A 24,962-nucleotide genomic window follows, 5' to 3' on the forward strand; every position below is an offset into this window, starting at 1 on the left:
ACTTACTATAATCATAAAAAATGGAGTGAAATACTATAGAACATGAGCCCGGTACAATACCGGACTCATGTTCTATCAGCTACTTAAATTTTGTATTTTGCTTATTGGGGCTAATTTACGCTTATAAATATCTATTTATTATCAACATTAAAATTCATATTTCCCTCTTTAAATCTGTTATATTTCAAATGCACCTGAATTAAGAATGTATTTATTATGAATAACTTCCAACTCTATGGTAAACTTCTATTTCTCTTCCATCATCTGTAACAGCATATATAGTAACGTTTTTTGATGGAGAATTTATATCTATTCCCATACCATCATTATATTCTAAGATGTTTACCATAAGACTTCCATCCGATTTTAATTCATAACTATTTAATGTTTTATCGAAAGACCATTGAGGAATGGCTCCCACATATTTTACTCTATACTTTGTTACATAATTTTGAAAAGGAGATATATTTTTAAAGACTACATTATCTAAACGCATGTTCCAGGTATCTAATTTTTCACTATAATCACTATACTTTGCTTTAATATCGTCATTGGAAAAATCTTTTGGTTTCATGGCTGCAACTTCAGTAAGTAACACATCATCCCAATGTAAATTAGAAGCGTTTTTTATATATATTTTATCAATCGGATTTCTCTCTGAGTTTTGTATTAAGATATCAACTTTTTGGTAATCATCGTTGCTTAATTTTACTTTCTTACTTACTATTGTAGATTTTTCACCTTGCACTTCAATGGTAGGCTCTAAATTACCATAATAATGTTTTATATACATACTAAGATAGTAACTAGTATTTTTCTTTAGTTTACTTTTTGCTGGTGAAGATAAATCTAAATATGACGTACTAGAAATATTGGCATATGAATGTTTCCCAGTATTAGAAACTGTATCAAAAACGGCAGTTGAATGCCAGTCTCCTAAAGGTCCCTTGTATGACCCCTGCTCCGCGCCATCATAGAGAGTAGCCATTTTGATCGTAAAATTCATCCTTGGTGTCAATTTCACATCATATAACTGATTGACATCCTTGAACTTTCCGGTTGTATCATTGATTTGTTTCTTCACTTCTTTTGCCGTATTCTCATCCAGATACATCATTACACTCGCTTCATAGATGGGTTGCTCATCAAAATACAACAATCCATCGACTTCTTTTATCTGATCGGGATATGAAAGCTTCAGTGCTTCTTTTAACGTTAATTCTGGTGTTTTATCCTCTGGGTACGTATAATCCTTTGCGGCCACTCGTTTCTCTGCCACACGTTTTCCATCATCCACGATAATAGAAGCAGTTTTGGCTTCAATTTGTTGTGTCACACCATTCCATGTCCCTCCTGTCACAATATTACCATGTGTATCTCTCACTTTATAGACGCCGTCTGTTTGATCTGTTTCTAACATAACGGGTGTATTATTTAACAGTTGATCTACCTGTTGCTTATTCAATGTAATCGGATGTGAGTTAAAATCATCCATCGATGTGATCGCGATTCCATTTTGACCTTGTTTCGGAAAACTTTGTCCTGGTGAGATACTTAAGGCGGTCGTATTGGATTTTGCTGTTATCGTTGCGACGGTATCTTTATTTAATACAAAACTCGTTGTCGGCTTTACATCATAAATGGCACCTGTTCCCACATTGTTGTATCGTACATTCGCATTCAAATACCCCGCTGAAGCTGTATTAAATTGCGAAGTATTTCCTGTAGATGTTCCCCATTCTTGTGCAACTGTTTCAGAATGTTGATAGTTTACACTCACGCCAAAAGATAGGCCTAATGCTCCTCCACCAGCTTCTATCGAAGCTCCTTCTGTATTCGTATACGACCAATTCGTAGATGAATGAGACTCGACGCTGTTTGATAAGTTTTCATTTGGAGATAATATCACCTTTTCCATGCTGACATTCACGCTTGGAAATGCAGCTACTAATGGATTAAAAGTTTCTTTTGCATTGGACAAATCTAGATCTCTTGCTGCTTTTTCATAATCTGTATAAGGATCTCCAACCGTGTTAGTATCGAGTGGGTTTGAAACAAATTTCGTATACCCTTTACTTGCTAGTGAATCATCCCATTTGACGGCGATTTTATTTTGGATGGTATACCCATTTTCTTCCCAAATGTCCGGAATAGAATCTCCATCTGTATCCGTGTCTTCATCCCTAGTACCCTTCACTTTTTGAGTAATAAGATTTGTTTTTGTTGCTTTCGTTAGAAATTCTTGTGTTTCTTTTTTATTAAATTCAGGGTTTCTTAATTCATCTAGTTGGATTTGATGTGACTGTTGCTGAGTATCTATTTTAAAAAGCTTCAGATTTTTAAAGGTTTGACTAGCCGCATTAAATGGTTCATTAGCCTGATATTCTATTTTGATAGGAACAAACTGTCCTTTTTCTAAATGGACAACTTGTTTTTCTTTCCCATTATTAGAAATGACTTTCCCATCGATTTCTATCATCGTATGTTCATCATCTGATAAGCTAAATGTAAAATCACCTGTTTCTTTGCTTTGAATTAAACCGACCCAACGAATAGACTGAAAGTCTTGTTGTTTTTGATTTAGTAATGTATTTGCTGTTTGTTGATCATATACAAGAGTATTCCCGCGCGTTGGTGCAAATACAGTAAGATCATTAAAATTTTTCCCTTTAAAGTAATAGCCAAGTAACCCTTTTCGATCTACTTCTTTCTCTTGGTTTACCTGAGCTACAGGCGTCTGTTTTGTTTGACTAGCTGCGTAAGCAGAATTCATATCTCCATTAAAAAGCATAGGGGCTAATAGCGTACAAGTTACAACGCTTGCTATTTGTTTCTTCATCTAGTTCATCTCCTTATTTTGTTACTAATGTCGCATCGACTACATATCTCTTAACGCCTTTAATAACGACTTCTGTTATTTTATTAATGTGGTATTTACTATCTTTATCTAGAAGAATTTCTTTTTCACTTTCAAATCCACCAATGGCACTTAAATACGCGCCCGTACTTCCTTTCGGAACTTGTAATCGTAAAATGATTTTTCTTGACCCAAAGGCAGCAAGACGTTCACTCGATAAGCTTGTACTCATATATCCTTTATCTTCTTTTATGGTATTTAAAAATTTCTCTTCAAAATCTTTTATTGAAGGTAAAGGATCACTTATTTGATAACCAAATTCCGGCATACCACACCATCTATATACAGTAATATTTTCTGGGATTGGCTTCTTTTTTAAAGCCTCAGAAATCTCTTTGATTTGTGTATCCAGTTTTTCATTTCCACTACCGCCTTGATTTCGTAAATAATCATTAATTTCTTTATAATCTTGTCTAGCGTAACCTTCTAAAGCTTCTCTTTGAGAATTCGTTAGATCTTTAGCCCAGTCCTCATAATTTTTCTTTCCCCAGCTATGTGCTTCTGCATTGATATCATTTTTAAAGTCGAGGCTCTTTTTTAATGTTCCTTCAACTTGTAAACACTCATATCCTTTTTTCACTACTTTGGATATATTTTCTATGTGAAGTACATACCCATTATCAATAAGCATTTTGTACTCATTGTTACTTAAAATCACACCCGCTTTTGTTGGTGTCGTAGTACCTTTTCCACTCGGCACTGTAACCTTCAGAATGACTCTCTCTTTACTGGAAACCGGCTGCGCGGTTAAATGCGTATCTAAATAACTATCAAACTTAATATCTTGTCCTGAAAATTGTTCTTTAAACTTTTGATAGGATTCAGAATTAATTGTATTCCCTTCAGTTAAAGGTTTATTAAATCCAATCATTGCTGGTTCCACATTTTTATAAGTGGTTATGGAATTTGTGAGATTCGCTTTCTCAAACATCTTGTCAATTTCTTTTAAATCTTTCATTTCATCTTCAAATGAACCGGCCATTGAAAAAGTAATTTCTTTATAGTTTGTTCTTATGTTGTTTTTATCACTTAAAAAATCATTCATTTTTCCTTTTTCAGTATTCGTTAGTTTCCATTCTTTTTCTCTTTCTATCCCCCATTCTTTCGCTTTTTCTTTATCTTCTTTAAAGTCCACTACATTATCGGTGATTTTAATAGAATAACCTGGATTATCTACCATTTCGCTTTTGTGAGCATAAGTAGTTTGACCCGAGATAGGTATAAACAATAAAGTAGATACACAAATAAAGCATGTACAAATATTTTTTTTCAACATATTCCCCACCTCACTTTAATTGACAGAAAATTCATCTCATTAATCTTCCATTCCAACTTATTATGGCTAGAACACTTCTTTTTGAATGTGTATTACATGATCGTATCCATTGGTTCATAAATCAACTCCTCTCTTTATTACTATCAATTATAGGTATATTCTTTTATCATCTCCTAACACTTTATTTCGTTATATTTAAAATAGATAGATATAACGCTTATTTTTAATTATAGGCTTCTCTATCATTTTTTGTTATTTCAATTATTACGCTTTAAAGGTGGAATATTATTTATATACCAAAAATCTATATAATAATATAATAGAAATAAATGATATAATAAGTGACAGTTTATAACAAAAAAAAGTCCTTCCCCCGCTCTCAGTATAGAGCGATTCGTAAAGGACATTTTATATACAATTACGTTATTGATTCACATAATATTGGATGTTAGAGAAATCTCGTTCTGTGAGGATAGGCTGAATCTGAATCACTGGATTCGATTTCAAGTGTAAAGGGAGTGTCGAGATCACAAAATCTATACATTGCACTTCTGCTAACTCATTCTCTCTTATCTGTTCTGCGGAAGAAAAAGATATAAATTCTATCTTTCCACCGAACTTTTCTTTTAAAACAGCTATCATATAATTTTTCCAACAATCTCGTTCTTTTGTAATGATTAGCACTTTTTTTGAAGTGTTTTTATTTTGAATTCGGGATGCTTCGATCTGTAATACAATATTTACGATTTCTTTATTTGGGACATAATCAGCGATTTGATGTTTTTGTACCCATGTATGATAGACTTCCTTCACTTGAAGAAATGTTTGGTTATATTTTTGCTGTATATACATATGGACTGTTTCTTCTTTTGGTTGAATGTAAGAATAAACAGGAAGAAAATAGAGAGTCTTTCTAAAATGGAGAATGAGCGTATAAATAAATTCTTCATCTTCGATAAAGCTAGACCCGAATCGCTCATCTAACATATGTATAAAATCTTTTACAATTCGATACACTTGTATTTCTTGTTGATGAAAGATTTGCATTTCTTGCTTTTTTTCCTGGATTGGACCTATATAGCTGTAATTTAAACTTTTTAGTACAATGGTTAAAATAATTTTTTCATACGTTGAAAAGCGGAGATGAAAATCCTGTTTTGTCTCTTCAACCAATACGGATACATGATGATATAACGGTGTATCTAGATTGAATTTTGAAAAAGGGGGTATCCATTCTACTGTATACCCTTGCTTCTTTCTTATTACTAGAATTGCGATAAAATAAGAAAGTTGATGCTTGCTATCTTCAGTAAAAAGAATATTTAGTTGTCTTTCTATTCTTTTTATAAATGTATAGATAATCTCATGGCTTTGTTGAAAGGGCCATTCCCCGTTTAAATACACACTTGTATACAATTTCGTAAACAAATAAAGAATTTTTGCTTCACTACCCATTATTCTAATCGGTTTTTTTCGGATTTCTAATCCCAAATGACGGATTTCATTGTCTATTTTTTTTACAACTTTCGCAATTTTATTCGGTTGGACATATAATTTTTCAACTAATCGATGAACAGTTACAGTTTTATCGCGCAATAATTCACCTAATATCTGGAAAACCAAAGATTCTCTAAGAAAAAAAGAAATCATCTCTTGAACAGATGCGTGGTATGGGATTTCCACCTGTACTCCATACCCTTTCTTTATCTTAATGTGCCATGTTGGGGGCAAAACCTCTGTTAGATGGACTAAATCATTTTTGATTGTTTTATGTGAAGCACGTATACATTGTGAAATTTCAGTATAGGTATACCATTTTTTTCTTTCGATATCAACTCTAATATTTGGATTTTCCGTTTTATATCCGGCTCATTTTCCGTTAAAAATTCTTTTATCTCCATTTTATCCTCCATATATGAGTAAGAATCATGTTACATTGAACAACAGCATGTTTTTTATCTTAAAAGGTATTGAATGATAAGCTGAAGAGAAAGGAGTCTACTTAATTTAATACAAAAATTTGCTTTGAATAGTAAAGCACCCCCTGATTCAGAAATATTTAAAAATAGATTTCCAAGGTATCTATTCAGTTGATTGAATATAAAATATAATAAGAAAATTAAAAAGGTGTGTTTATCCCCTCTTTAAAAAGTCATGCGGGGCACAACAAGGTTCCACAATATTGGAGATATAACCCTCTCACTTGTTTACTTATTCACATAATCGTTGTCGTACCAGTTATTATTGAAACAATCGAAGAGTTATGCTGTTTCAAACTTACCTATCCATTACACGAGCAATCGACTTCTTTATTCCTTATAAAGACATTCTTACAAGCAAATAGCCTTAGTCTGTTCAAGATCGTCTTTCTTAATGTATTTACTTTCCAATCATTGGAATGATTTTTATCCAAGAAGTGAATACTTTTTGAAAGATAGTCACTAACTCTGGATCGAATTGCGTACCTGCTCCTTCTATAATCTGATTGTACGCTTCTTTTGGTGCCAATGCTTTTCGATACATCCTTGTGGATGTCATGGCGTCAAATGCATCCGCAATCGCCACAATTCTTGCACTTAATGATATCTCCTGTTTTTTTAAGCCGTTCGGGTATCCACTTCCATCCCACTTTTCATGGTGAGAAAGAATAATGGAGGAATCAACAGGAAGAAAAGGAAACAGTTTTACTACTTGTATGCCTCGTTCTGGATGGGTCTTCATCACATCATATTCTTCTTCCGTGAGAGAAGAAGGTTTATTTAAAATTTTATTTCGTATTCTCATTTTCCCGATATCATGTAGTAAACAGGAATGATAAAATTTGTTCAGAGCATCTGAATTATATTCTTTTGTCTCCTTCGCCAATATGGTGGCATATATAGCTACCCTTTTACTATGATCTTTTGTATACGGGTCTTTCAGACCTAATAGATAGAAAAGCAATACAATCACCTCTTTTGCCCTAGTTGTATTCCGTTTTTTCGACATCCTGTCGCATCATCAAAAAACAACAAAATAAAAACACCTTGAAACAATATATATATAAATGAAACATTTTTAAATCATAATCTATACAGGTTATCATTTGTTTTCCCTAGGTTTTGTGCATAGTCTACCACGGCTCAAAAACAAGATGATATTTCATTTATATATGTCTGAAAAGGTGTTGCAACTACTTCACATTTTAAATTCATATCCTATCACATAGGATATGAAACTACAATCCGCCTACAAATTCTTCTTTTGGGCTTTTTGCTTTATAATTATAGCAAAGGAATCGACACAGTTCATTTCATAAAACGCCTTATAATCGGTATGATTTGAATACTTCTGTGTACTATTTTACAAATGAAAGAAAGTGTCTACTCATGCGTTCTCTTTTAAATAACAATTTACGCAGACAGTTACAATTTTTAGAACTATTATATGAACAAGATGGCTGGCATACGTTAGGAGTTTGTTCACAAAGACTGAATTGTTCAGAAAGAATACTGAGAGAGGATATCAAATTAATTAATCAAGAATTTCAACCTTTTCAGATTGACACATCTATAAAAGGGATTATGTTAACCTATCCTTCTCAGTATTCTATTGATTTTATCTATCAAAAGGTCTTATCTGTAAGTCCTGAGTTTTCCTTTATCGAACGAATATTTTTTGATGAGAGGTATGACATAGAAACAATCGCGGAGCAATTATTTCTTAGTGTCTCCACCCTCAGGCGGATTATCACAAAATGGAATGTGTATCTCGCACAATATGAGATATACATTTCAACCAATCCTTGTAAAATCATGGGGAATGAACAAAACATTAGGAGTATTATGGTTCATTATTTTTATGAAAAATATGGGGTGACTCATACTCCTTTTGAAGACAATCAAATACAAGTACTGGATCAACTCTTTTTGTATGTCACCCAAACAAATCAGATACAGCTTAATTTTCCAGATCTCATACGGATTCGGTATTGGACAATGGTGAATGTGATTCGTTTACAACACCAACATATGAAAACCATTTCAGTAAACTTTTCAAATCCTTTGGATGGAAGTATTTTTGAGAACAGCTCATTTTGTCAATTGTTCCGGGATACCTTTTCTCTTGATTTTACTCATGAGACTGTTTATCAACTCTTTTCTGTTTTTTTAATCATCAGTATGCATTTACGTATGAACAATTAGAAACTATGGTACAACAAAAATCAAATGATGCATGGAAAATCGTTCCTGAAATTCTAAGATTATTGCATAGACTCTCAGACAAACTACAAGTTCCTCTCCAAAATGAACAAAAAATCATTTTGGAGTTATACAATTTACAAACTATGAATTATGGACGTAGTTATATTTTACATGATAAAAGACGTTTCTTTTCCGAACATCATTCTCACGAATTCTCATACTTTATCTTGCTTTTAAAAGAAGAATTAACTCACTTTCAATTTCATGAACAGTTCAAATGGAACACGCATTTTTTTACAGAAACACTATATATTTTAATCATACATTGGACAAACTTATTACAAGCCTTAAAACAGAAGGTTCCTGTTCTTCATGTCGGCATTTTCTGTGATGCAGATCTGGAACACACTCTCTTTATTCATAATATTATGCAGTATCAATTTGGACATTTTATTCAATTATCTATGATTGATGTATTACATATCAGCTCGTTTAAACAAGTTTCAAAAAACTATGATTTAATTATCACAAATATTTCAGGTTTCACAGACATACCCACACCAGTCATTTGCGTGAATACGATTCCTTTATCACAAGACCTCAATCAAGTACAAAAGGTAATATTCACTCTTATTCACGAGAAACTTTCAAAAGAGTTTGATATATAAAGAAAAAATAATATGGTAAGGTAACGATGTCTTCTCTATAACATGTGTAATCCGAACGATACAAACGTATGATGTATGCGAAAAAAACTTTTCCTATAAAAAAACCCTCCAGATGAATCCTGTATCTGGAGGGGTACTACTATTACACTACGTCCACAATCAATTCTACACTTTCTATATAGAACATACCTTCGGTCTCACTCATCTCAATCCACACTTGATCTGTATATGGAATAAATTTTATTGTTTTTGTGATATAGCCAGTTTGATCATTGTACATATCATTTGTGTTATATCCGTTGGTTTTCGATACTTGCGTATTATACGCATTATTTGTATCAGAATCGCTTGCACTAAAAGTAAGCGTTTCTGTTTGATTTCCACCATCACGGATACTTACATATCCATTTCCTACCCCTTCTTTTCTCGCAGTTACTCGTAACACATACCTTTGATTCGGTTGAACTGTAAACTGTTGCGAAACTTGCCCATCCCAGTTTGGAATGACTAAGACAGACGTATTGTTGATTTTTTGTACATTCACACCAGATGCTGTATTCCAATTACTTAATTCATTTCGAAAATCTCCATTTGTTATAGCATTTTGTTGATCATACAAACTCCACGCTTGTTGGAGTCGATTTGTTAACTCTGTAAACTTCGTATAGTTCATCCCTTGTATTTCTGGAAACATTTCGTTATACACATAAGGAATGGACTGTGTCAGGTTTTGAGCCGCAGTAAGATCTGTAATCTCTACATTCGGATTCAATTGCTGATCTTGGTAATCTACATATAAACGATCTACCGCTTGTTTTGCTGCCATATATTTTCTATCTGTTTCTTCACATCTTTTTGGCATTTGAAGCTTCCACTGTTGTTCTTCTCTTTGCAAGCGTTCTAATGCGTCTCCTGACAAAGGCCCCTCTTCGACCAATTCAAGATTTCCAAGTGTTGCGTATCCCTCTGGGTCCGTAATCTTAAATCCAACCCATATTCCTGCATTTTCATTGTAATCCAGCTCTCCTATATCGATAGGGAGCGAGAACTCATGTGCATCACCAGAACGGTTTTCTCCTTCTAAACGGCTATTCACATACTTTTGTTCGCTGCATCGATTGATACTGCCATCAGAGTTTACAGGAGATACATCTGGCAATAAATCATCTGGTACATTCTTTACAATTCGATTCGTTTGGTGACGAATCGTATAAATTTCTAATCCTTGACTACTTCCCACAAATCCTCTCAGTCTATATCTTGTGTATGGTTTTAATACACCTTCATCAATTTTTTGATACAAATACGTTGGATACGTTTCTGTATCAATTTCTCTCGCACCTGGTAGGCGTAGATAACGTCCTTTAAATACAGCATCCCCTTCTACAATCTCAATTCCCGTACTTGCCGTCCATCCATTTTCTCCGTTTATCTCTTGGAAATCTGGATCTTGTAGTAAGTTACGTGCCCCACTGAGGCGTTTTGCCTCTCTCACCGCATCAAATAACAATCGTTTTTCATTTGGATACAAATCATCTGATAGGCATTCCACTAAATTGGCCGCTTGATTTACTTCATAATCCGTTACGCCTGGCTTTAATCCATCTTTTGTACTCGTAAACAAGGCATTCACTGCTTTCTTTGCCGCTTCTAAATCTTGTTCCGCTTCATATGTCTCATCTACTGGGATAAATTCGATTCGATCTATATAAACTTCTTGACCGGAGCTAAAATTCGTAACGTTTATACTTATTGTATTTTGTGTTTGCGGAAATTGGAAATCACTAGTGAAACTTGCGTATTTAAATGTGTTATACGTTAAAGATGTCCCATTATCCATAGTTTTGTTAAATCTACCTTTTCCTAATAATGTGCCATATTTAAAATATAGAGAAATGTCAACATCTGTTGTAGAGGCATAGCGAATTCTTGCACGATATCTTTGTGATAACGACCCATTTACTGTAACCGTAAAGGTCCCTAATCCGCTAGGGTTATCTCTTTTTAGAAGATCTCCTCCTGTAAATCCAGGACCCTGTACTACGGAACTCCCTAAATAATATTCGTCTCCCTTTACCGCTGGAATTTGAGTGATTTTATCCGGATAAATTGTATTGTTTAAATCTGCACTAACATGTGTCCAAACAAATACAGGGAAACTCCCATAGGATTTAGCACTAATTTTAGAGAAAGAATGGGAGGTAATATGAGATAATCTATGACTATAGCTTTCAGCTACCGGTACAGTTCTATCTAGAGGTATTTCATCATTTGATTCATAAACCTGTGTACACCCTTGTAGAGTTGTATGTGTTTTTGAATATAAATACGCTGTTGTTGATGAGGTTCCCCTTTTTACCATATGGAACCAAGATTCCGGCACACCATATGCCTTTTGGTAGTAATTAGCTAGGTTTGCCGCAGTTGAATTAATTTCAAAAATATCCCTATCCTCAAGTGCAAATGAATTCTTTTCTGAAGTAATTCGACCGTAATTAACGCCTATTAACCTTGAATTATTCGTTTTATGATATTTTAGGTAATGTCCTGACCAGTAGTTTATATACGCATTATTATTTAACGCAATACCCCCTCTACTTGTATTAATTTCTACTGAGCTGAGTATATCAAACAGATGCGGTGAACGAATTACGTCTTTTTCAACTTCAGAAAAAAGAATACCACTGTGGGTTGACCAAGGGTTGCAGAATCCAGTACTTGTTACTATGTTAAATGCTATCGGATCTGTATACACATCCCGTGTAAGTTGAGCTGTTGTTTCGATTGGATACATATGTGTGTCATAGTTTGGAAATAACGCCACCAAATCTAATACCAGTAATGTCATCTCTCTACGGAACTGATGATAATTCAGCCAACTTTTAGAAGTGGTACCTTTCAATTTATCTAAGCCGATTTTATACCAATTTACACAATAGTCTGAATATTCAGCGGTAAGTTGTAATTGACGATTATAAAATCTAGAAATTTCACTCGGTGTAAATCCCCACTCTTCTCCAAAAATAGAAGCATCTCTTAATAACAATAAATGTAGGTTCACAGTCTGTGCATATACCGCTAATAATAGTACTTCCTGTCCGGATACTGCAAAAGATGGAATTGAACTAACAAAGTCAAGATCTAAAGCTAAAAATTGATTAGAAACAACACTTCTAGCTCTTGTATCATTGCGATTTTCCAGCCAATCTTCAAGTGACTGCTGATATATGATATGATCCCCTTATAGTAGACAGTTGAAAGAAAGGTACTTTACTGTTTATTATGGAGGGGATTTTTTATGGGGAAAATTAGAAGAACTTTTTCAATTGATTTTAAAATGAAAGCTATTGAATTGTACTTACATAGAGGAATTGGAAGCAAGTTAATTGGAAAGGAATTGGGAGTTACATATTCAGTTATAGATAGATGGATTAAAAAATATAAAAATGAGGGTATTCTGGGCCTACAAGAAAAACGTGGAGGATCCAAACAAACAAATGAAATAAGTCAAGATGCTAGAATACAACGATTAGAAGCGGAAAACGCATACTTAAAAAAGCTATTAGCTACGAAAAGGGGGATGAGGTCAAAAAAAGTAAATCAGTAGAATATGAGGTCATTCATACCTTAAAACAGAATTTTTCAATTGTATTGCTTTGTGAAATTGCAGGTGTTTCAAGAAGTGGATATTATAAGTGGGAAAAAGGAATCAACGATTCCACTGAAAAGATGAAAGAGGACCAATTTATCATGTCTAAAATAGGAGAATGCGAACGAGATCCAGATATAAATGGTAGCTATGGTTACCGAAGAATTTGTATATGGCTCAAAAAGTATTATGGTTTACAGGTAAATCACAAAAGAGTATATCGTTTAATGAGGAGCATGGGGCTACAAGCTAAGATTCGAAAGAAAAAGTGGAGGCATTTTGGCTTAAAAGAACAATGCGTCGTGTCGGAAAATCTGTTAAACAGAGAGTTTTCAACTACAAGACCAAATGAAAAATGGGTTACAGATATAACCTATCTTACCTTTAATACTAAGCGCATATATCTTTCAGTGATACTAGACCTTTACAATAACGAAGTTGTGGCCTATCAAATGAGCGAATACAACAATTTAAAATTAGTTACAGATACAGTCAATAAAGCCTTGAGAAAAAGAAAAGTCCACGAAACAGTATTACATAGCGACCGAGGTTATCAGTATACGTCAAAAAAATATAACCAATTACTTAAAAAGAACAAAATAACTGTAAGTATGTCTAGGAAGGGAAATTGTTACGATAATGCATGTATAGAGAGCTTTTTTAGTCATTTTAAGGCAGAATGCTTTTATAGACATACGTTTCATGAAAAGGCAGAAGTTTTTAAGGCTACTAAAAGATATATGAGCTATTACAATAACAAAAGATTTCAAAAAAGATTAAACAACCTTATTCCTATTGAATTTGGAACTAAGGCTGCTTAATGAAAAGGCATCTAATCTATTACTGTCTACTTGACAGGGGTAAGACCAATACATCCAAAGCATCTCCTAGCCCTTTTAATTCAGCAAGAGTCTTATCTTTTACATATTTTTCTATTTTTTGATCAACGAGTTCTTCCACTCGTTCCATAATTTCTCCCCATATATCTACGCTCTTTGACGGCCATAATTGACCAACAATGAAACTATAGAAACTAGCTATCTGACTAGCAAATGGAACCCCTAAAGCTCCTAGTATTCGACCAACAATGCCAATTCCAGTTTGAATCGTGGATGAACTAATAAACGTCTCCGGATTTCCAAATAATTCAGGATTCTCCCCCCCCAGACATTTTCAGATAATCTTTATAATTCATATTTTGTAACGCATCTGTTGGCTCATTCGCAAAAGGGTATCTGTTAGAATCACTGGATACAGATGTAGAAGGTGTCGCATCTATAATTTCATATTCATTTTGATTATTTGGACTCATCTATTTTCCTCCTATACATACACAAGATACAAAGATTTTTTACACTTTCTTTTGAGTAGCATATACGATAGATTCCTTTTGTTCTTACATGACAAACTCTTCTAGATACTCTTTTGATTGTCTATCCCCTCTCTGTCACTCTCCCTCCTCATTACCATGATAAGAATATTCTTCTGTAGATGATAAAATTCCTGTTAGATAAAAAAAAATTACGGTTTTTCTTGGAACGAATTATTGTATACTAATCAATGTTGCGATGTTTTTGGGAATGCTATGCAGATGAATCTTTTTTGTTTGTATTGTAATTATGCATAATCAAAATAAAAAACACCCGATATTTGAGCCGTTTGTGGGTTTTCTTCCATTAATTTTATCGATACATCCCGTACCTGAATATGATGGCCATCTATCACATAATACGGTACATGATCAACACTATATTTTAAAATATGATCCACATATACCGTTTCTTGACAACTTAAAAATATGGATGTGTCTCTACCACTTGTGGTATATACATGTTCTATATTAAGTGGCTCAATGGAAACGTTCACGATAAAAGGTAAAACACCTTTGATCTTTAAGACATGTAAATCTATCTCCACTTGCCCACAATCCTCTACGTCAATCGTTCGTTTACACATTTCTTTTGCCATAGATAAATGACTTACATCATAGACAAGTTTCGGTGTATTGGGTTTTTGAATTTGAAAACCTATTGGAATGGAAACCATACACTGAAAGGGAACTGTATGGTTTTTCTTCCCCTTACGATTAGAAACTTTTACATCCGACTGATCTTGTCCTTCTTCCATTTTTCTGTGCACCTCCTATCAAATCAACGGAGTCTTTTCGAATCATTTCAAAAATGACCCCCCATCTATCTTTATGTACCGGGCATTATTGATATGATGATTATTTTCGCACATAGCTATATATTGCTTTTTTATTTGACATATGATAAATCATTCGCTCTTCTTATACTGACAAAATTCTCTCACCAAAGGTAGGAATAACGATAGTTTCAAAAAATATATACATAAAAAAGATAGGGCGTGCAACATGTGAAGGAATTTCAATGAGTACTCATGCAAGGAACCCTATCCTTTGGTCAATTTGACCAAAAAGGTGCCTCTGTTACTTCAATTCGACCTCGTACAATATACGCAAGATACGTACTTAATAATTTGGCATCCGATGCATCATAAATCAAGGGATTGAATTTCTTATTTGGATTTTCGTCAATCTGTCTCTATAAAGAACTTAAAAAAATGCCTAAAAAAGAACATATAAAAAGGCCCCAACAAAATTGTTAGGGCCTTTTCACGATACTTTCTAGGGATTTCGCAAAAACTAACGAAAGTACATCTATTATAACAGGTTTATTTTCATAGTATTCAAAAAAAAACCAAAGATGTGTGCATACATCTTTCAAATACCATGATTCTTTTCTACCAGATACATGCAGAAAATACACATTACGATGCGTACATAATATGTGGATAAACTACGTTAACAATGAGACGCTTTCGTCATTTACTGTCTTTTTTCAATGTGAATCCCTTGTAGACTGGTTTGATTTAATTGGTGTTTTTCATCAAACCATAATAAAAAAGAATCTTTTATTAACAGGAAAATTCCACTTTTTTGTAACTTGCCTCCAAAGGAACTGACCCATATACAATCCCCACGTTTTATATACTGACAAAGATGATTCTTCTCACCTTTTTTCCTACAATTGTTACACTCACATATTCTTTCTTGTTTCATACGCCTTCACCCTCTAATAAAAAATTTTACCACTCCATTAAAATAATACGTCCATCTCATACCTCTATAGGTATGCAAGGATGACATCTTGGCCACCTTCTTCAAACAAGCATCCTTCTATGTTAGATGTGTCTTAAAAGGATGTCCCTTGTTAACTTCTTTTCTATTTCTATAGCGTCTTCTCTATACAATAGCCTATGTCGATCATTCTTCATTGGAATAGGCTTTTGCCTATTTGACATCAAATTTACCTGTGACAAAAGGAGAATTTGATGTGTTTTTCTTTTCGAATGTGTGAGATTATAAATAAGAGTCGATAATGTTAATTGAATTGTATCCGAAATTTTTTCTCCCTTATTAACAGCGCTAATATGTATTAGCGCTCAGAGTATCGGAAACCCACAGAGATTTCCGATACTCTACATTCTTTTTGAATTTTAGCTAACGCAGATAAAAATAAAGATCAAATTTGAAAGATTAACCCTTTATCTGAACCTATCCGTTCAGATAAAGGGTTATTTTTTAAAATTTTACAAATTATATCAAACTAATCCTACATAAAGTACTACAGCTTCAACCTCAAACCAAAATTCATCAATTTAACTCACCCACATAAAACTTAGTTTCTTTCTATTTAAATTCACCTACAATTTCTTCAAAAATATTTAAGGAAATGAATTATCTATTATCCTTTTAGCCAAGAAGACTCCCTCCTAGAGAAACTAGATGGGTTACAACCCAATAAGTAAGTTGGAAATGAATTGGCTTCGGACAAGGGGTATGAATCTAACCTAATTATTCGACATATTTAAAGTGTTACTGGACAATTTCTCATTATCACTTCACTACCTATCAAATATACATTTATCGTACGATAAATGTATATTGAAAAAACTAGATATCAATAAAGCACAAGCAACTTGAATCATTGAACTGCTCACCACTTAACGTCCTTACGGACTTTTTGAAGTGGGAGATTCCTGCGAACACCGATGTATCCACCGGTTATCTTAGCAGGCTCTACCCGTAGTCCCTACGGTGAGAACATAAGTATCTTGTACGTTGACGCCTCACACTCCCTACTTTAGCTTGGTTTTCGCAACTTTGGCAAGCATGGGGCGATAGAACGTTGAAGATTTTACGGTTGGAACGTTTTTCTGCAACCAACCTCATAACTTCAGTTTTCGAAGAGCAATCTGTACAAGTAAATGATAGCAAACATATTGGCTTATGCCAACCGACATTCATCTCCCACCTAAAATTGGTGTTTCACACCTTCACATTTTTGAGGAAGGAGTCTTCTGCCAGAAAACGATTTTCGTTTTGTATTCAATCATTTTCTCTCTCGATGGAATAATGCATACAAAGAAATAGAAAAAAATTTAACCTTTGGTAAAATACTCTGCTAAACTTCCTGTCCTAAAGAACGAATTTGTTTGGCTATAAGAAAAGTAGATAGTATTACAAATCAATTGTCTGTTTGCAACCTTACAGGTCTTTATTCACCATTTTCAAAAACAAACGAGAAAATTGCCGTTAAAGGAAATAAAATTAAGTCCAAAACTAGGACTTATTAGAAAAATGTTTAAACAATAATGTAGCTGCCTAAAATAAAAAATGCTTCCTTACCTGAATAATAGAATATATACAGGTAAGGAAGCATTTTTCAATATTACTTACTAGGTCTCCAACAACTAGTGGTTTTTGCAAAAAATCCCCCTAAAACTTATTTATTTTTTGAGAAAATAATATAACTAGGATCATAATAAACCCATTGATTATCTCCTATCCTAAACCATCCATTTTGTTCTTTGTATACGGTATACTTCTCATTTTTGTTTAATTTACGAATTACTTCATAATTGGTTCCGGGTCCTTTTCTTAAATTAACTCCATTTCCCATTACAGTAACAACACCTATCGTACTGTTATTACTTCCGTCATGTATTACATTCAGCATTCGATTTAAAAACGCTGCTGCTTCTCCACGAGACGCTGTTCCCTTTGGCATAAATTCATTTTTTTCATTTCCTTTTACAATTCCTAATCCATAAACACGTTGTACAGCTTCTATGTCAAATGCTAAATTTTGATCAATAAAGGGTAATACTATTTGTTCTCCAATTATACCTTTGTATTGTAATGCTCGATCTATCATAATAACTACTTCATCTCTTTTAATCGTATCATTAGGTGCAAATAAATTATTTCCTTGTCCTCTAATAATCCCTGCTGCTGCGGCTCGATTAATTCCATCAATCAATGAAGGATTTGCAGTATGAATATCTGAAAAATCCGATGTACCTGCAGGTAAATTTAGAGCTCTGGTAATAAGAGTAGCAAATTCTCCACGAGTCACAAGACGCTCCGGCCAATACGAGCCTTGCCCATCTCCCAACATAATTCCTTGGGCCGCTAACTCACGAATATCTTTCTCATACCAGCTACCTGTTATGTCATCTTTATTATTGGAATTAAAGTAGGCTTGTGTACCGTTTAAAAAATCTTCCCAGCCATTTCTATTAATCATTTTTGATGGGCAAATTTTTCCACTCCACTTTTGGTGTTTTACTACATGATCTAAAGAAATATTCAATTCTTTCATCAAATAAGCAGTTAATTTACGAGCATTATCTACTGCTTTATTATAATTCCCATCACTATTTACTGCAATTTCAATTGCTATCGATTGTCTGTTTCCAGTTCCGTTTGTTCCATCCCCTGCATGCCATCCATTTTCATCTAACGGGAGATGCTGGTAAATCTCTTTATCATCCACTGTAAAATGCCACGAAGCTGCACGATCTGTATTTCCTGTTGCTTGGTTATATAAATATTGTGCATGATTTCGTGCGCCTGCACCTGGGCTTTCATTATCTGTTTCATGAATTGTAATATATTTTGCATTCATTGCATACCCTGGACGAATACTCTCATTCCCTCTTGGGACAATCCATTCTGTAAAAGGTACATCATATACTGTATTTGCACTCAACTTTGATTTTGCAAGCGAGGATTTCGTTCCCTCAAATTTAACACCCTTAGATTTAATCCATTTTACCCCATTTTCAGTTTGCACTTGAAACCATTCCCCTGCTTGTACAATCGCTTCCACAGTTTTTGGTTGCAGGGTACCATTTTCTTCAAGCCCATCAAATGGTGAAGAATATATCTCTATTTCTTCATTGATTACTATATTTCTTGAATCATTCGGTAAAGTATAAATCTCCCTTTCTACAATTAAATTTTCACTATTATAAACCCAACCATTCCCTGAACTTGTTTCAATATAATACCAATCTCCCTTCTTTTTCGTCGATTTTGTAACTTGATTTGGAATTTGGGAGATTACACTTGACTGTACATTGGGAGATTCATATAAATAGGTTTGTTTTTGAATATTTACAAGAAAATCTCCTTTTATTTCACCATTTGCATCTACCTTTACTCCTTTACCATTTTCGTACTTCATGTTATTCTCAATATTCTCTATTACTTGCATATCTGAGGGTGTTTCACCCAATTCTGCTATTCCGTTTCCTATTGGGTCTGCAAATGAAACAGTTGGAACCATTACTACTTGTAATGTCATAATTATTGCTAAAACATTGCTAATTTTTTTATTCATATCTTTACTTAACACGTTTTATACTTCTATGTGTCGTGTTAACCTTTCCCCCTTTGCTGGTTAATTTATTCTTGTTAACTTACAAATTCATGTTATTTTTTAATGTCCAATATTTCTTACCATTTGTAATGAAAGAAAATTCAATCCATCCATTTGGATCTTCTCGATATGGGATTATTTGTACTCCAGTAGTTAGTAATCCCACCTTATTTTCTTCGATATTTGGCTCACTTTTTATTTGTAAGTCAAATGGATATGGTACATGATAGTACAATTCCGGATTTAAGATTGTAGCTACTGAATCAGTTGAAAATATCTTATATGGTATCTCATTTGATAATGCGTTAACATCTAATGTGTTTATGTTTTTAGGCAGCTCTGTAGCAAATTTATAGTCTTCTAACTTAAATCCTTTTATACGCTCCATAATACTTGCAATTTTTTCAGACCATTTTGGGTCTGATGCATACTTTACATTCATCCCCGCTAATGTTGGCCCATTATAATAAGCACCGTCTTTTTCCAAGTAACTTTTCCTTACATAGTTTGCATTATAAGAAATACTATCACTATAAGTCGGTAAATATATTGCGTTCTTAAACGGATCAACATCATATGCACGTAATCCAAACAAATTATGTTTTCGATATGCAATTTCTGATTTTCCATAGCCTGATTCTAAAATCGCGTGTGAGGCTAAATAAAGCGCACTGACCCCATGCTCGTATTGCGCACGTACAAAATCTTGTCCGTGACCAATTAGCGGGCTATCTGCATGATATTTCGCAATATAGTTATCTATCTCTTTGCCGCTAACATTTGCAGCTAATTTTAAATCTAAATCTATATATGAAGTAGCATTTATATTATTCTCATCACTTTTCACATTCATTACGCGATATAAGAATTGAGCATACTGTTCACGTTTTACAATCATGCCTGGTTCAAATTTTCCATTTCCTGTCCCTATTGTAATTCCGTTTGATTGCAAGGCACTTATTGCATCATTTGCCCATAAATTTGTTGGTACATCACTAAATGTATGCTCTGTTTTTACTTCCAATCGAAAAGCTTGTTTTAGAACTTGAGCCATTTCAGCGCGTGTTAAGGAATCCTTTGGTCTAAAATTACCATGTTCATCCCCTCTAAAAATTCCCATCTCGGTTAAAGTTAAAATTTCATTTGGAAACATTGTTGAACCCTCATTCACATCATGATATGGGTTGTTATTCTCTTTTTTTAATTCTAGGTTTAATGCACGATATATTAATGCTGCTACTTGTTCTCGTGTTACATCATCCCCTAAGCCAAACTTTCCATTGTCATATCCAGCAATAATCTTTTTATTTGCTAAATCCATAATTGCTTCATAAGCCCAGTGAGTATTTTGTACATCTGGAAATTCAACCTTTTTGTTATTCCAACTTACTGGACTGCTCTTGGTATCCGCAAAAGAAATAATTGGAATCGTTACCACCTGTAATGCCATTGCGATAGATACAAAATTACATAATCCTTTTTTCATAGTCATCTTGAACACGATTTCTATTAATCTAAACCATGCTTTTCCTTTCACATTTTTAGTTTTACTAATTATTAAAACTCTTAATTTTTAGGCTTAAACTACCAAAAAAAATTTAATAATTTATTACTAAATTTCAACATTTTTTTATCATTTTCCGACAGAAGACTCCTTCCTCAAAAATGTGAAGTTGTAAAACACCAATTTTAGGTGGGAGATGAATGTCGGTTGGCATAAGCCAACATGTTTGCTACCATATACTTGTACAGATTGCTCTTTGAAAAATGAAGATATGAGGTTGGTTGCAGAAAAACGTTGCAACCGTAAAATCTTCAACGTTCTTTCGCCCCACGTTTGCTGAAGTTGCGAAAACCAAGCTATAGTAGGAAGCGTGGTGCGTCAACGTACAAGATACTTATGTTTTCACCGTAGGGACTACGGGCAGAGCCTGCTAAGATAACTGTTGGATACATCGGTGTTCGCAGGAATCTCCCACTTCAAACAGTCCGTAAGGACGTTAAGTGGTGAGTAGTTCAGATAATTACCCATAAGCATATTTCTCATAAATTGAGCTAAGATTATATTTCCTCTCTAAACTCATCCTTTGCTCGTCTTCACACCAGTAAAATAAGATATCGTGAATTGTGGCATAACGTTTATTTTTTAAAAATAGCCTCATGAATGATGGCAAGCAATCATGTAATTGTACAAATAGATAATTTCTTAGAATCTCTTCCTTGTATTTGACACCTTTACAAACATACATTAATTCTTCAAAATAATATAAATGTTGTGGAACCTCAATCATTTCAAAAAATGGTACATATGATAATAGCTTTCCAATAAAGTTTTCATATTGATTCATTAATTCTTGCGTCATATGTTTCATCATTTCTTTAATTACGTACAAATAATCATCTACATGCTTTGTCTTTAATGGATTCAATCGATCCGTAATCTGAGAAAGTACAGCTTTCTGACAAGCCATAACAGCCTCACTAGGTCCATAATAAGATAAAAAATCTATGCATTTACGATACTTTGTTAACAAGTCATATTTATATAAATCATACAAAAACACATTACAGTAAACTGCTAAATTCATTATATTATTATTTAATTGTTCTTTTGATAGTGTTTTTGCCTGCTTACACATGTAAAAGAATTTTAGTTCCAACACTTCTTTACGCAAAAGTAGACTGCTATAATTATTGATACATTTTTCATTAAATTTAATTCTTTCCCATATTTGAACAGCAGCACTATCCAATTGACCTACACGGTACTTAATAATTAAATAATTTAAAGCAACCACTTGTGTTAAAAGGTCCCAAGTTTCATATTGCATTGAAGTTTGTACAAAATCATCTAATCCTTGACTTCTCATAAATTCATTTGCTTCTTTATACCATCCAATCTCCTGACATAAACGGATAATACGTATTAAAGTAGGAATACTATCTTTATGAAATTGTGGTAACTCTTTAACTTTTTTCATCCCAAATATGATAAAAGGGATTAAATTTTCTTCCTTATAAAACTCTTTTTCTTTCCACAATAAAATCGTTCGCCTTTTCTTGCCTCCTTTTGGATAACAAGGTACAAGTAAAGAAAATAGTTCGGCAAAATTCTTTGGTTCCATATACACATCTGTAACTAAATCCCACTTAAGATTATATTCTCTAAACCTCAAACTACCCCTCCTTCCAAACTGGTTCTAATAGTAATATAGATTTACTCATCAAGTATCAGAAATACTTCTCACTTTCCCTATTAAAATGAATAAGCTATTATTTAATATTATTTGTATCGTAATCCGCTCTCAATTATAAAACTAATATTAATAATTTCCATCCAAAAAACTTCCTTTGTAAAGTGGAGTAATATTCACAACATATTTTCTTAAACGATGTCAAACTGCGCACACTAACCAATTACAAAAAATAGGTTACATAGCAGAACTTTAATATCTTTGCTTGTAATGTCTAAAATATATAAAATATTTAAATATTAAAAATAAATAATTAACTTAGTTACTAATACTTTATTTAGCAGAAAACTTCATCCAATCTTACAAAATAAATCCTTGCTATAGTAATAATGATGGAAAAAGGGGTTGATTAATTAGTTAGTAAATGTATTCTTTCATTTTTTATTATATATAATCAAAGAAATTGAATCTCAACTTATACTAGTCAATAAATTAAATACATTTTATATCTAACTAAGGTATGCGCAACAATTTTAACTGCAAAATCACCAGTTACATTTCTTTTTTATTTAATTATTTTTTACCATATGGGAAAGCACATGCAAAGAGGAATAAAAACACTCCCAAGAATATAGGAGATTAATTAAATTACATCAAAACTAAAATTATACAAGGTTAAGATATAATTGGTCTGAATAATTTACCATTTATCAAAATGTTAATAAATGGTAAATCCCCCGATTTATCTAGTAAACGGGCTTAGTCACATCGCTATCAAGCTATAATTTTAGATTATCCCCAAAATGAAATATTTATCTTTCTATAGTGATCTATGAGCCTTTAACTCATTTTTTCGTTTTGGAGAACAAAGAATTTCTTAGCTTGATGGGCATGTGGCGAGACTCCTAAAACACCTATAAAATTTTACATCTAAAAAATGAAAATATGCATATTTTTAAATCAAATAACATAATTGTAAATATATAGGTTACAATAGATGTGTAGACACCCTCAGAATCACAAACAAAAGTATATATTCAAAACACTGTAAATAAAGAAATTAGGACATCTTTAAACAAAAAATATATCCAAACTAATTTTTTATATAAATACGATTATGATAGCTGTATACACAAAATTAAGGAAACTACTTATTAACGTGAAAATATTTGCATAAAATGAACATGTTTTCATACTAGAGAATGAGCATTAATCCCCAATAGTATGAATATGTTAAATTAATGCATTATTTTCTATTTAAAAGAGGATAGCTACACTATAAATTTTCATAAAATGTTCAACATATATAATGGAGTTGATACAGTGAATCTATTAAAAAAGGATATTAACAAAGTTGAAGAAATATGCTTGGGATTTGGTGTAAGTTTGGAGCTGATAGAAGCTGTTATTAGTAAATTGGGTTTTCAACAATGGCCTAAAAATAGTGAAGATAACCTGAGAATGCTTTATCAGTCATGGTGCAAAAATGTTCCGCAAGATAATATACATAAAAGGATTTATTTTGGAAATCAAATGTCAGGTCCATTACCAATTGGAAATCCTTCAGAATTCTTTTCGAATTTTTTAGAACATTCAACGGGAGGGACATGTTGGGGACATTCAATCGGTTTATACAGTCTGATAAAAATTTTAGGATATGATGTGCGCGCTGCGGCAGGATCGATGGTAGGGCTTACTCCACCAGAAAATGGTCCAAGTCATGGCACGGTCATTGTTACAATTGAAGATCAACAATATTTGGTAGATGGTATTTTAATGATTGAAGATATTGTCCCTTTATCCCAAGAACGTCCTTCAATCGGAGGATCTCTACCTTTTACAATCAAGGTATGTCCGAATTTTAATGATTTGTGGGATATTGTATTTCGAACGGGTCACAGTGAGAAAGAACTTACCTGTAGGTTAGAGATTGATAATGTCGAATTTTCATATTTACAGGAGCGTTGGGCAAATACTCGAAACTATAGCCCATTTAATAGTAGTTTATTTATTCGTAAAAACATTGGGAAAAAGGCTGTTACACTTAGTCGAAATAAACTTTTTCATTTAAATGAAGCTGGTAATATTACAGTTGAGGAAATAGTAACGAATCTAGAAAAGAAACGAATTTTAATTAACATATTTGATTTGAGTGAGGAAATTGTTAATGCAATACCGTTGGATGACCCTTAAAAAAATTGGACTAGTCAACATTTACTGAACATAAAGGGTTCTGTTGCAAATGTTTAGCTTCCTCTTTAAAATTTTGCAACAGAGCCATAAATATTGGTTTGGGACTTATATTTAAAGGTAAAGCATCCAAAA

The 24,962-nt window shown here is 33.2% G+C and carries 17 protein-coding genes and 1 pseudogene; 6 read left to right on the forward strand and 12 right to left on the reverse strand.

Going from position 1 to position 24,962, the window contains the following annotated elements:
• Positions 1-214 precede the first annotated feature (214 nt).
• The 4 genes from MHB52_RS35140 to MHB52_RS35155 form a co-directional block, all read right to left on the reverse strand.
• The gene (locus MHB52_RS35140) at positions 215-2,839 is read right to left on the reverse strand and encodes a binary toxin-like calcium binding domain-containing protein (RefSeq protein ID WP_061663306.1); all 2,625 of its coding nucleotides are present in this window, start codon (positions 2,837-2,839) and stop codon (positions 215-217) included.
• Positions 2,840-2,852: 13 nt separating this feature from the next.
• On the reverse strand, positions 2,853-4,193 hold the full coding sequence (locus tag MHB52_RS35145) for an ADP-ribosyltransferase (RefSeq protein WP_061663305.1): 1,341 nt from the start codon (positions 4,191-4,193) through the stop codon (positions 2,853-2,855).
• Between the two features lie 423 nt (positions 4,194-4,616).
• Positions 4,617-5,843, reverse strand: coding sequence for a helix-turn-helix domain-containing protein (locus MHB52_RS35150; RefSeq protein WP_340769259.1), 1,227 nt, complete (start codon positions 5,841-5,843; stop codon positions 4,617-4,619).
• A 729-nt stretch (positions 5,844-6,572) separates the two neighbouring features.
• Positions 6,573-7,181 carry an HD domain-containing phosphohydrolase gene (locus tag MHB52_RS35155; RefSeq protein WP_080451567.1) on the reverse strand — a complete coding sequence of 203 codons (609 nt, stop codon included), beginning with the start codon at positions 7,179-7,181 and terminating at the stop codon, positions 6,573-6,575.
• A 380-nt stretch (positions 7,182-7,561) separates the two neighbouring features.
• On the opposite strand from MHB52_RS35155, the gene MHB52_RS35160 reads away from it, so the two are divergent.
• Together MHB52_RS35160 and MHB52_RS35165 are read left to right on the forward strand one after the other, a co-directional pair.
• Entirely contained in the window at positions 7,562-8,377 is an 816-nt protein-coding gene (locus MHB52_RS35160; protein ID WP_253703348.1) for a helix-turn-helix domain-containing protein, read from the forward strand.
• A gap of 5 nt (positions 8,378-8,382) precedes the next feature.
• Positions 8,383-9,045 (forward strand): hypothetical protein, encoded by a 663-nt coding sequence (locus tag MHB52_RS35165; protein WP_253703345.1) that lies wholly within the window; start codon positions 8,383-8,385, stop codon positions 9,043-9,045.
• Between the two features lie 142 nt (positions 9,046-9,187).
• Here the strand turns inward: MHB52_RS35165 and MHB52_RS35170 are convergent, their stop codons facing one another.
• On the reverse strand, positions 9,188-12,277 hold the full coding sequence (locus tag MHB52_RS35170) for an insecticidal delta-endotoxin Cry8Ea1 family protein (protein WP_340769261.1): 3,090 nt from the start codon (positions 12,275-12,277) through the stop codon (positions 9,188-9,190).
• Positions 12,278-12,343: 66 nt separating this feature from the next.
• Between MHB52_RS35170 and MHB52_RS35175 the strand changes: the two genes are divergently transcribed.
• Together MHB52_RS35175 and MHB52_RS35180 are read left to right on the forward strand one after the other, a co-directional pair.
• A complete protein-coding gene (locus MHB52_RS35175) occupies positions 12,344-12,652 on the forward strand; it encodes a helix-turn-helix domain-containing protein (protein WP_061663669.1) in 309 nt (102 codons plus the stop codon).
• The gene (locus tag MHB52_RS35180; protein WP_253703436.1) at positions 12,607-13,515 is read left to right on the forward strand and encodes an IS3 family transposase; all 909 of its coding nucleotides are present in this window, start codon (positions 12,607-12,609) and stop codon (positions 13,513-13,515) included. The genes MHB52_RS35175 and MHB52_RS35180 overlap by 46 nt, the downstream gene beginning before the upstream one ends.
• A gap of 19 nt (positions 13,516-13,534) precedes the next feature.
• Here MHB52_RS35180 and MHB52_RS35185 read toward each other — a convergent pair whose 3' ends face one another.
• The 4 genes from MHB52_RS35185 to MHB52_RS35200 form a co-directional block, all read right to left on the reverse strand.
• On the reverse strand, positions 13,535-13,663 hold the full coding sequence (locus MHB52_RS35185) for a hypothetical protein (protein WP_340769180.1): 129 nt from the start codon (positions 13,661-13,663) through the stop codon (positions 13,535-13,537).
• 178 nt (positions 13,664-13,841) lie between these two features.
• On the reverse strand, positions 13,842-14,006 hold the full coding sequence (locus MHB52_RS35190; protein ID WP_154698641.1) for a hypothetical protein: 165 nt from the start codon (positions 14,004-14,006) through the stop codon (positions 13,842-13,844).
• A 305-nt stretch (positions 14,007-14,311) separates the two neighbouring features.
• Positions 14,312-14,821, reverse strand: a complete 510-nt coding sequence (locus MHB52_RS35195) for a hypothetical protein (RefSeq protein ID WP_061663284.1) — start codon at positions 14,819-14,821, stop codon at positions 14,312-14,314.
• Between the two features lie 721 nt (positions 14,822-15,542).
• Positions 15,543-15,776, reverse strand: coding sequence for a hypothetical protein (locus MHB52_RS35200; protein ID WP_061663283.1), 234 nt, complete (start codon positions 15,774-15,776; stop codon positions 15,543-15,545).
• A gap of 1,319 nt (positions 15,777-17,095) precedes the next feature.
• On the opposite strand from MHB52_RS35200, the pseudogene MHB52_RS35205 reads away from it, so the two are divergent.
• A pseudogene (locus MHB52_RS35205) lies at positions 17,096-17,354 on the forward strand (IS200/IS605 family element RNA-guided endonuclease TnpB); the annotation flags it as partial.
• Between the two features lie 148 nt (positions 17,355-17,502).
• Here MHB52_RS35205 and MHB52_RS35210 read toward each other — a convergent pair.
• The 3 genes from MHB52_RS35210 to MHB52_RS35220 all read right to left on the reverse strand — a co-directional run bounded on the left by MHB52_RS35210 (position 17,503) and on the right by MHB52_RS35220 (position 22,568).
• Positions 17,503-19,404 (reverse strand): S-layer homology domain-containing protein, encoded by a 1,902-nt coding sequence (locus MHB52_RS35210; RefSeq protein WP_061663286.1) that lies wholly within the window; start codon positions 19,402-19,404, stop codon positions 17,503-17,505.
• A gap of 79 nt (positions 19,405-19,483) precedes the next feature.
• Entirely contained in the window at positions 19,484-20,929 is a 1,446-nt protein-coding gene (locus MHB52_RS35215) for an S-layer homology domain-containing protein (protein WP_061663285.1), read from the reverse strand.
• 538 nt (positions 20,930-21,467) lie between these two features.
• Entirely contained in the window at positions 21,468-22,568 is a 1,101-nt protein-coding gene (locus tag MHB52_RS35220) for a DUF3965 domain-containing protein (RefSeq protein ID WP_154698628.1), read from the reverse strand.
• Positions 22,569-23,960: 1,392 nt separating this feature from the next.
• Between MHB52_RS35220 and MHB52_RS35225 the strand changes: the two genes are divergently transcribed.
• Positions 23,961-24,830 carry an arylamine N-acetyltransferase gene (locus tag MHB52_RS35225; protein WP_253703276.1) on the forward strand — a complete coding sequence of 290 codons (870 nt, stop codon included), beginning with the start codon at positions 23,961-23,963 and terminating at the stop codon, positions 24,828-24,830.
• Positions 24,831-24,962: the final 132 nt, after the last annotated feature.

The sequence above is a fragment of the Bacillus sp. FSL K6-0073 genome, assembly GCF_038006085.1.
Classification (GTDB): Bacteria; Bacillota; Bacilli; order Bacillales; family Bacillaceae_G; genus Bacillus_A; species Bacillus_A cereus.

What these genes read in the sequence shown, in the direction of transcription:
- MHB52_RS35140 (WP_061663306.1), bottom strand. Translation starts at nt 2,839, where the DNA reads ATGAAGAAACAAATAGCAAGCGTTGTAACTTGTACGCTATTAGCCCCT.
- MHB52_RS35145 (WP_061663305.1), bottom strand. Translation starts at nt 4,193, where the DNA reads ATGTTGAAAAAAAATATTTGTACATGCTTTATTTGTGTATCTACTTTA.
- MHB52_RS35150 (WP_340769259.1), bottom strand. Translation starts at nt 5,843, where the DNA reads ATGATTTCTTTTTTTCTTAGAGAATCTTTGGTTTTCCAGATATTAGGT.
- MHB52_RS35155 (WP_080451567.1), bottom strand. Translation starts at nt 7,181, where the DNA reads ATGTCGAAAAAACGGAATACAACTAGGGCAAAAGAGGTGATTGTATTG.
- MHB52_RS35160 (WP_253703348.1), top strand. Translation starts at nt 7,562, where the DNA reads ATGCGTTCTCTTTTAAATAACAATTTACGCAGACAGTTACAATTTTTA.
- MHB52_RS35165 (WP_253703345.1), top strand. Translation starts at nt 8,383, where the DNA reads ATGGTACAACAAAAATCAAATGATGCATGGAAAATCGTTCCTGAAATT.
- MHB52_RS35175 (WP_061663669.1), top strand. Translation starts at nt 12,344, where the DNA reads ATGGGGAAAATTAGAAGAACTTTTTCAATTGATTTTAAAATGAAAGCT.
- MHB52_RS35185 (WP_340769180.1), bottom strand. Translation starts at nt 13,663, where the DNA reads ATGGAACGAGTGGAAGAACTCGTTGATCAAAAAATAGAAAAATATGTA.
- MHB52_RS35190 (WP_154698641.1), bottom strand. Translation starts at nt 14,006, where the DNA reads ATGAGTCCAAATAATCAAAATGAATATGAAATTATAGATGCGACACCT.
- MHB52_RS35195 (WP_061663284.1), bottom strand. Translation starts at nt 14,821, where the DNA reads ATGGAAGAAGGACAAGATCAGTCGGATGTAAAAGTTTCTAATCGTAAG.
- MHB52_RS35200 (WP_061663283.1), bottom strand. Translation starts at nt 15,776, where the DNA reads ATGAAACAAGAAAGAATATGTGAGTGTAACAATTGTAGGAAAAAAGGT.
- MHB52_RS35210 (WP_061663286.1), bottom strand. Translation starts at nt 19,404, where the DNA reads ATGAATAAAAAAATTAGCAATGTTTTAGCAATAATTATGACATTACAA.
- MHB52_RS35215 (WP_061663285.1), bottom strand. Translation starts at nt 20,929, where the DNA reads ATGAAAAAAGGATTATGTAATTTTGTATCTATCGCAATGGCATTACAG.
- MHB52_RS35220 (WP_154698628.1), bottom strand. Translation starts at nt 22,568, where the DNA reads ATGGAACCAAAGAATTTTGCCGAACTATTTTCTTTACTTGTACCTTGT.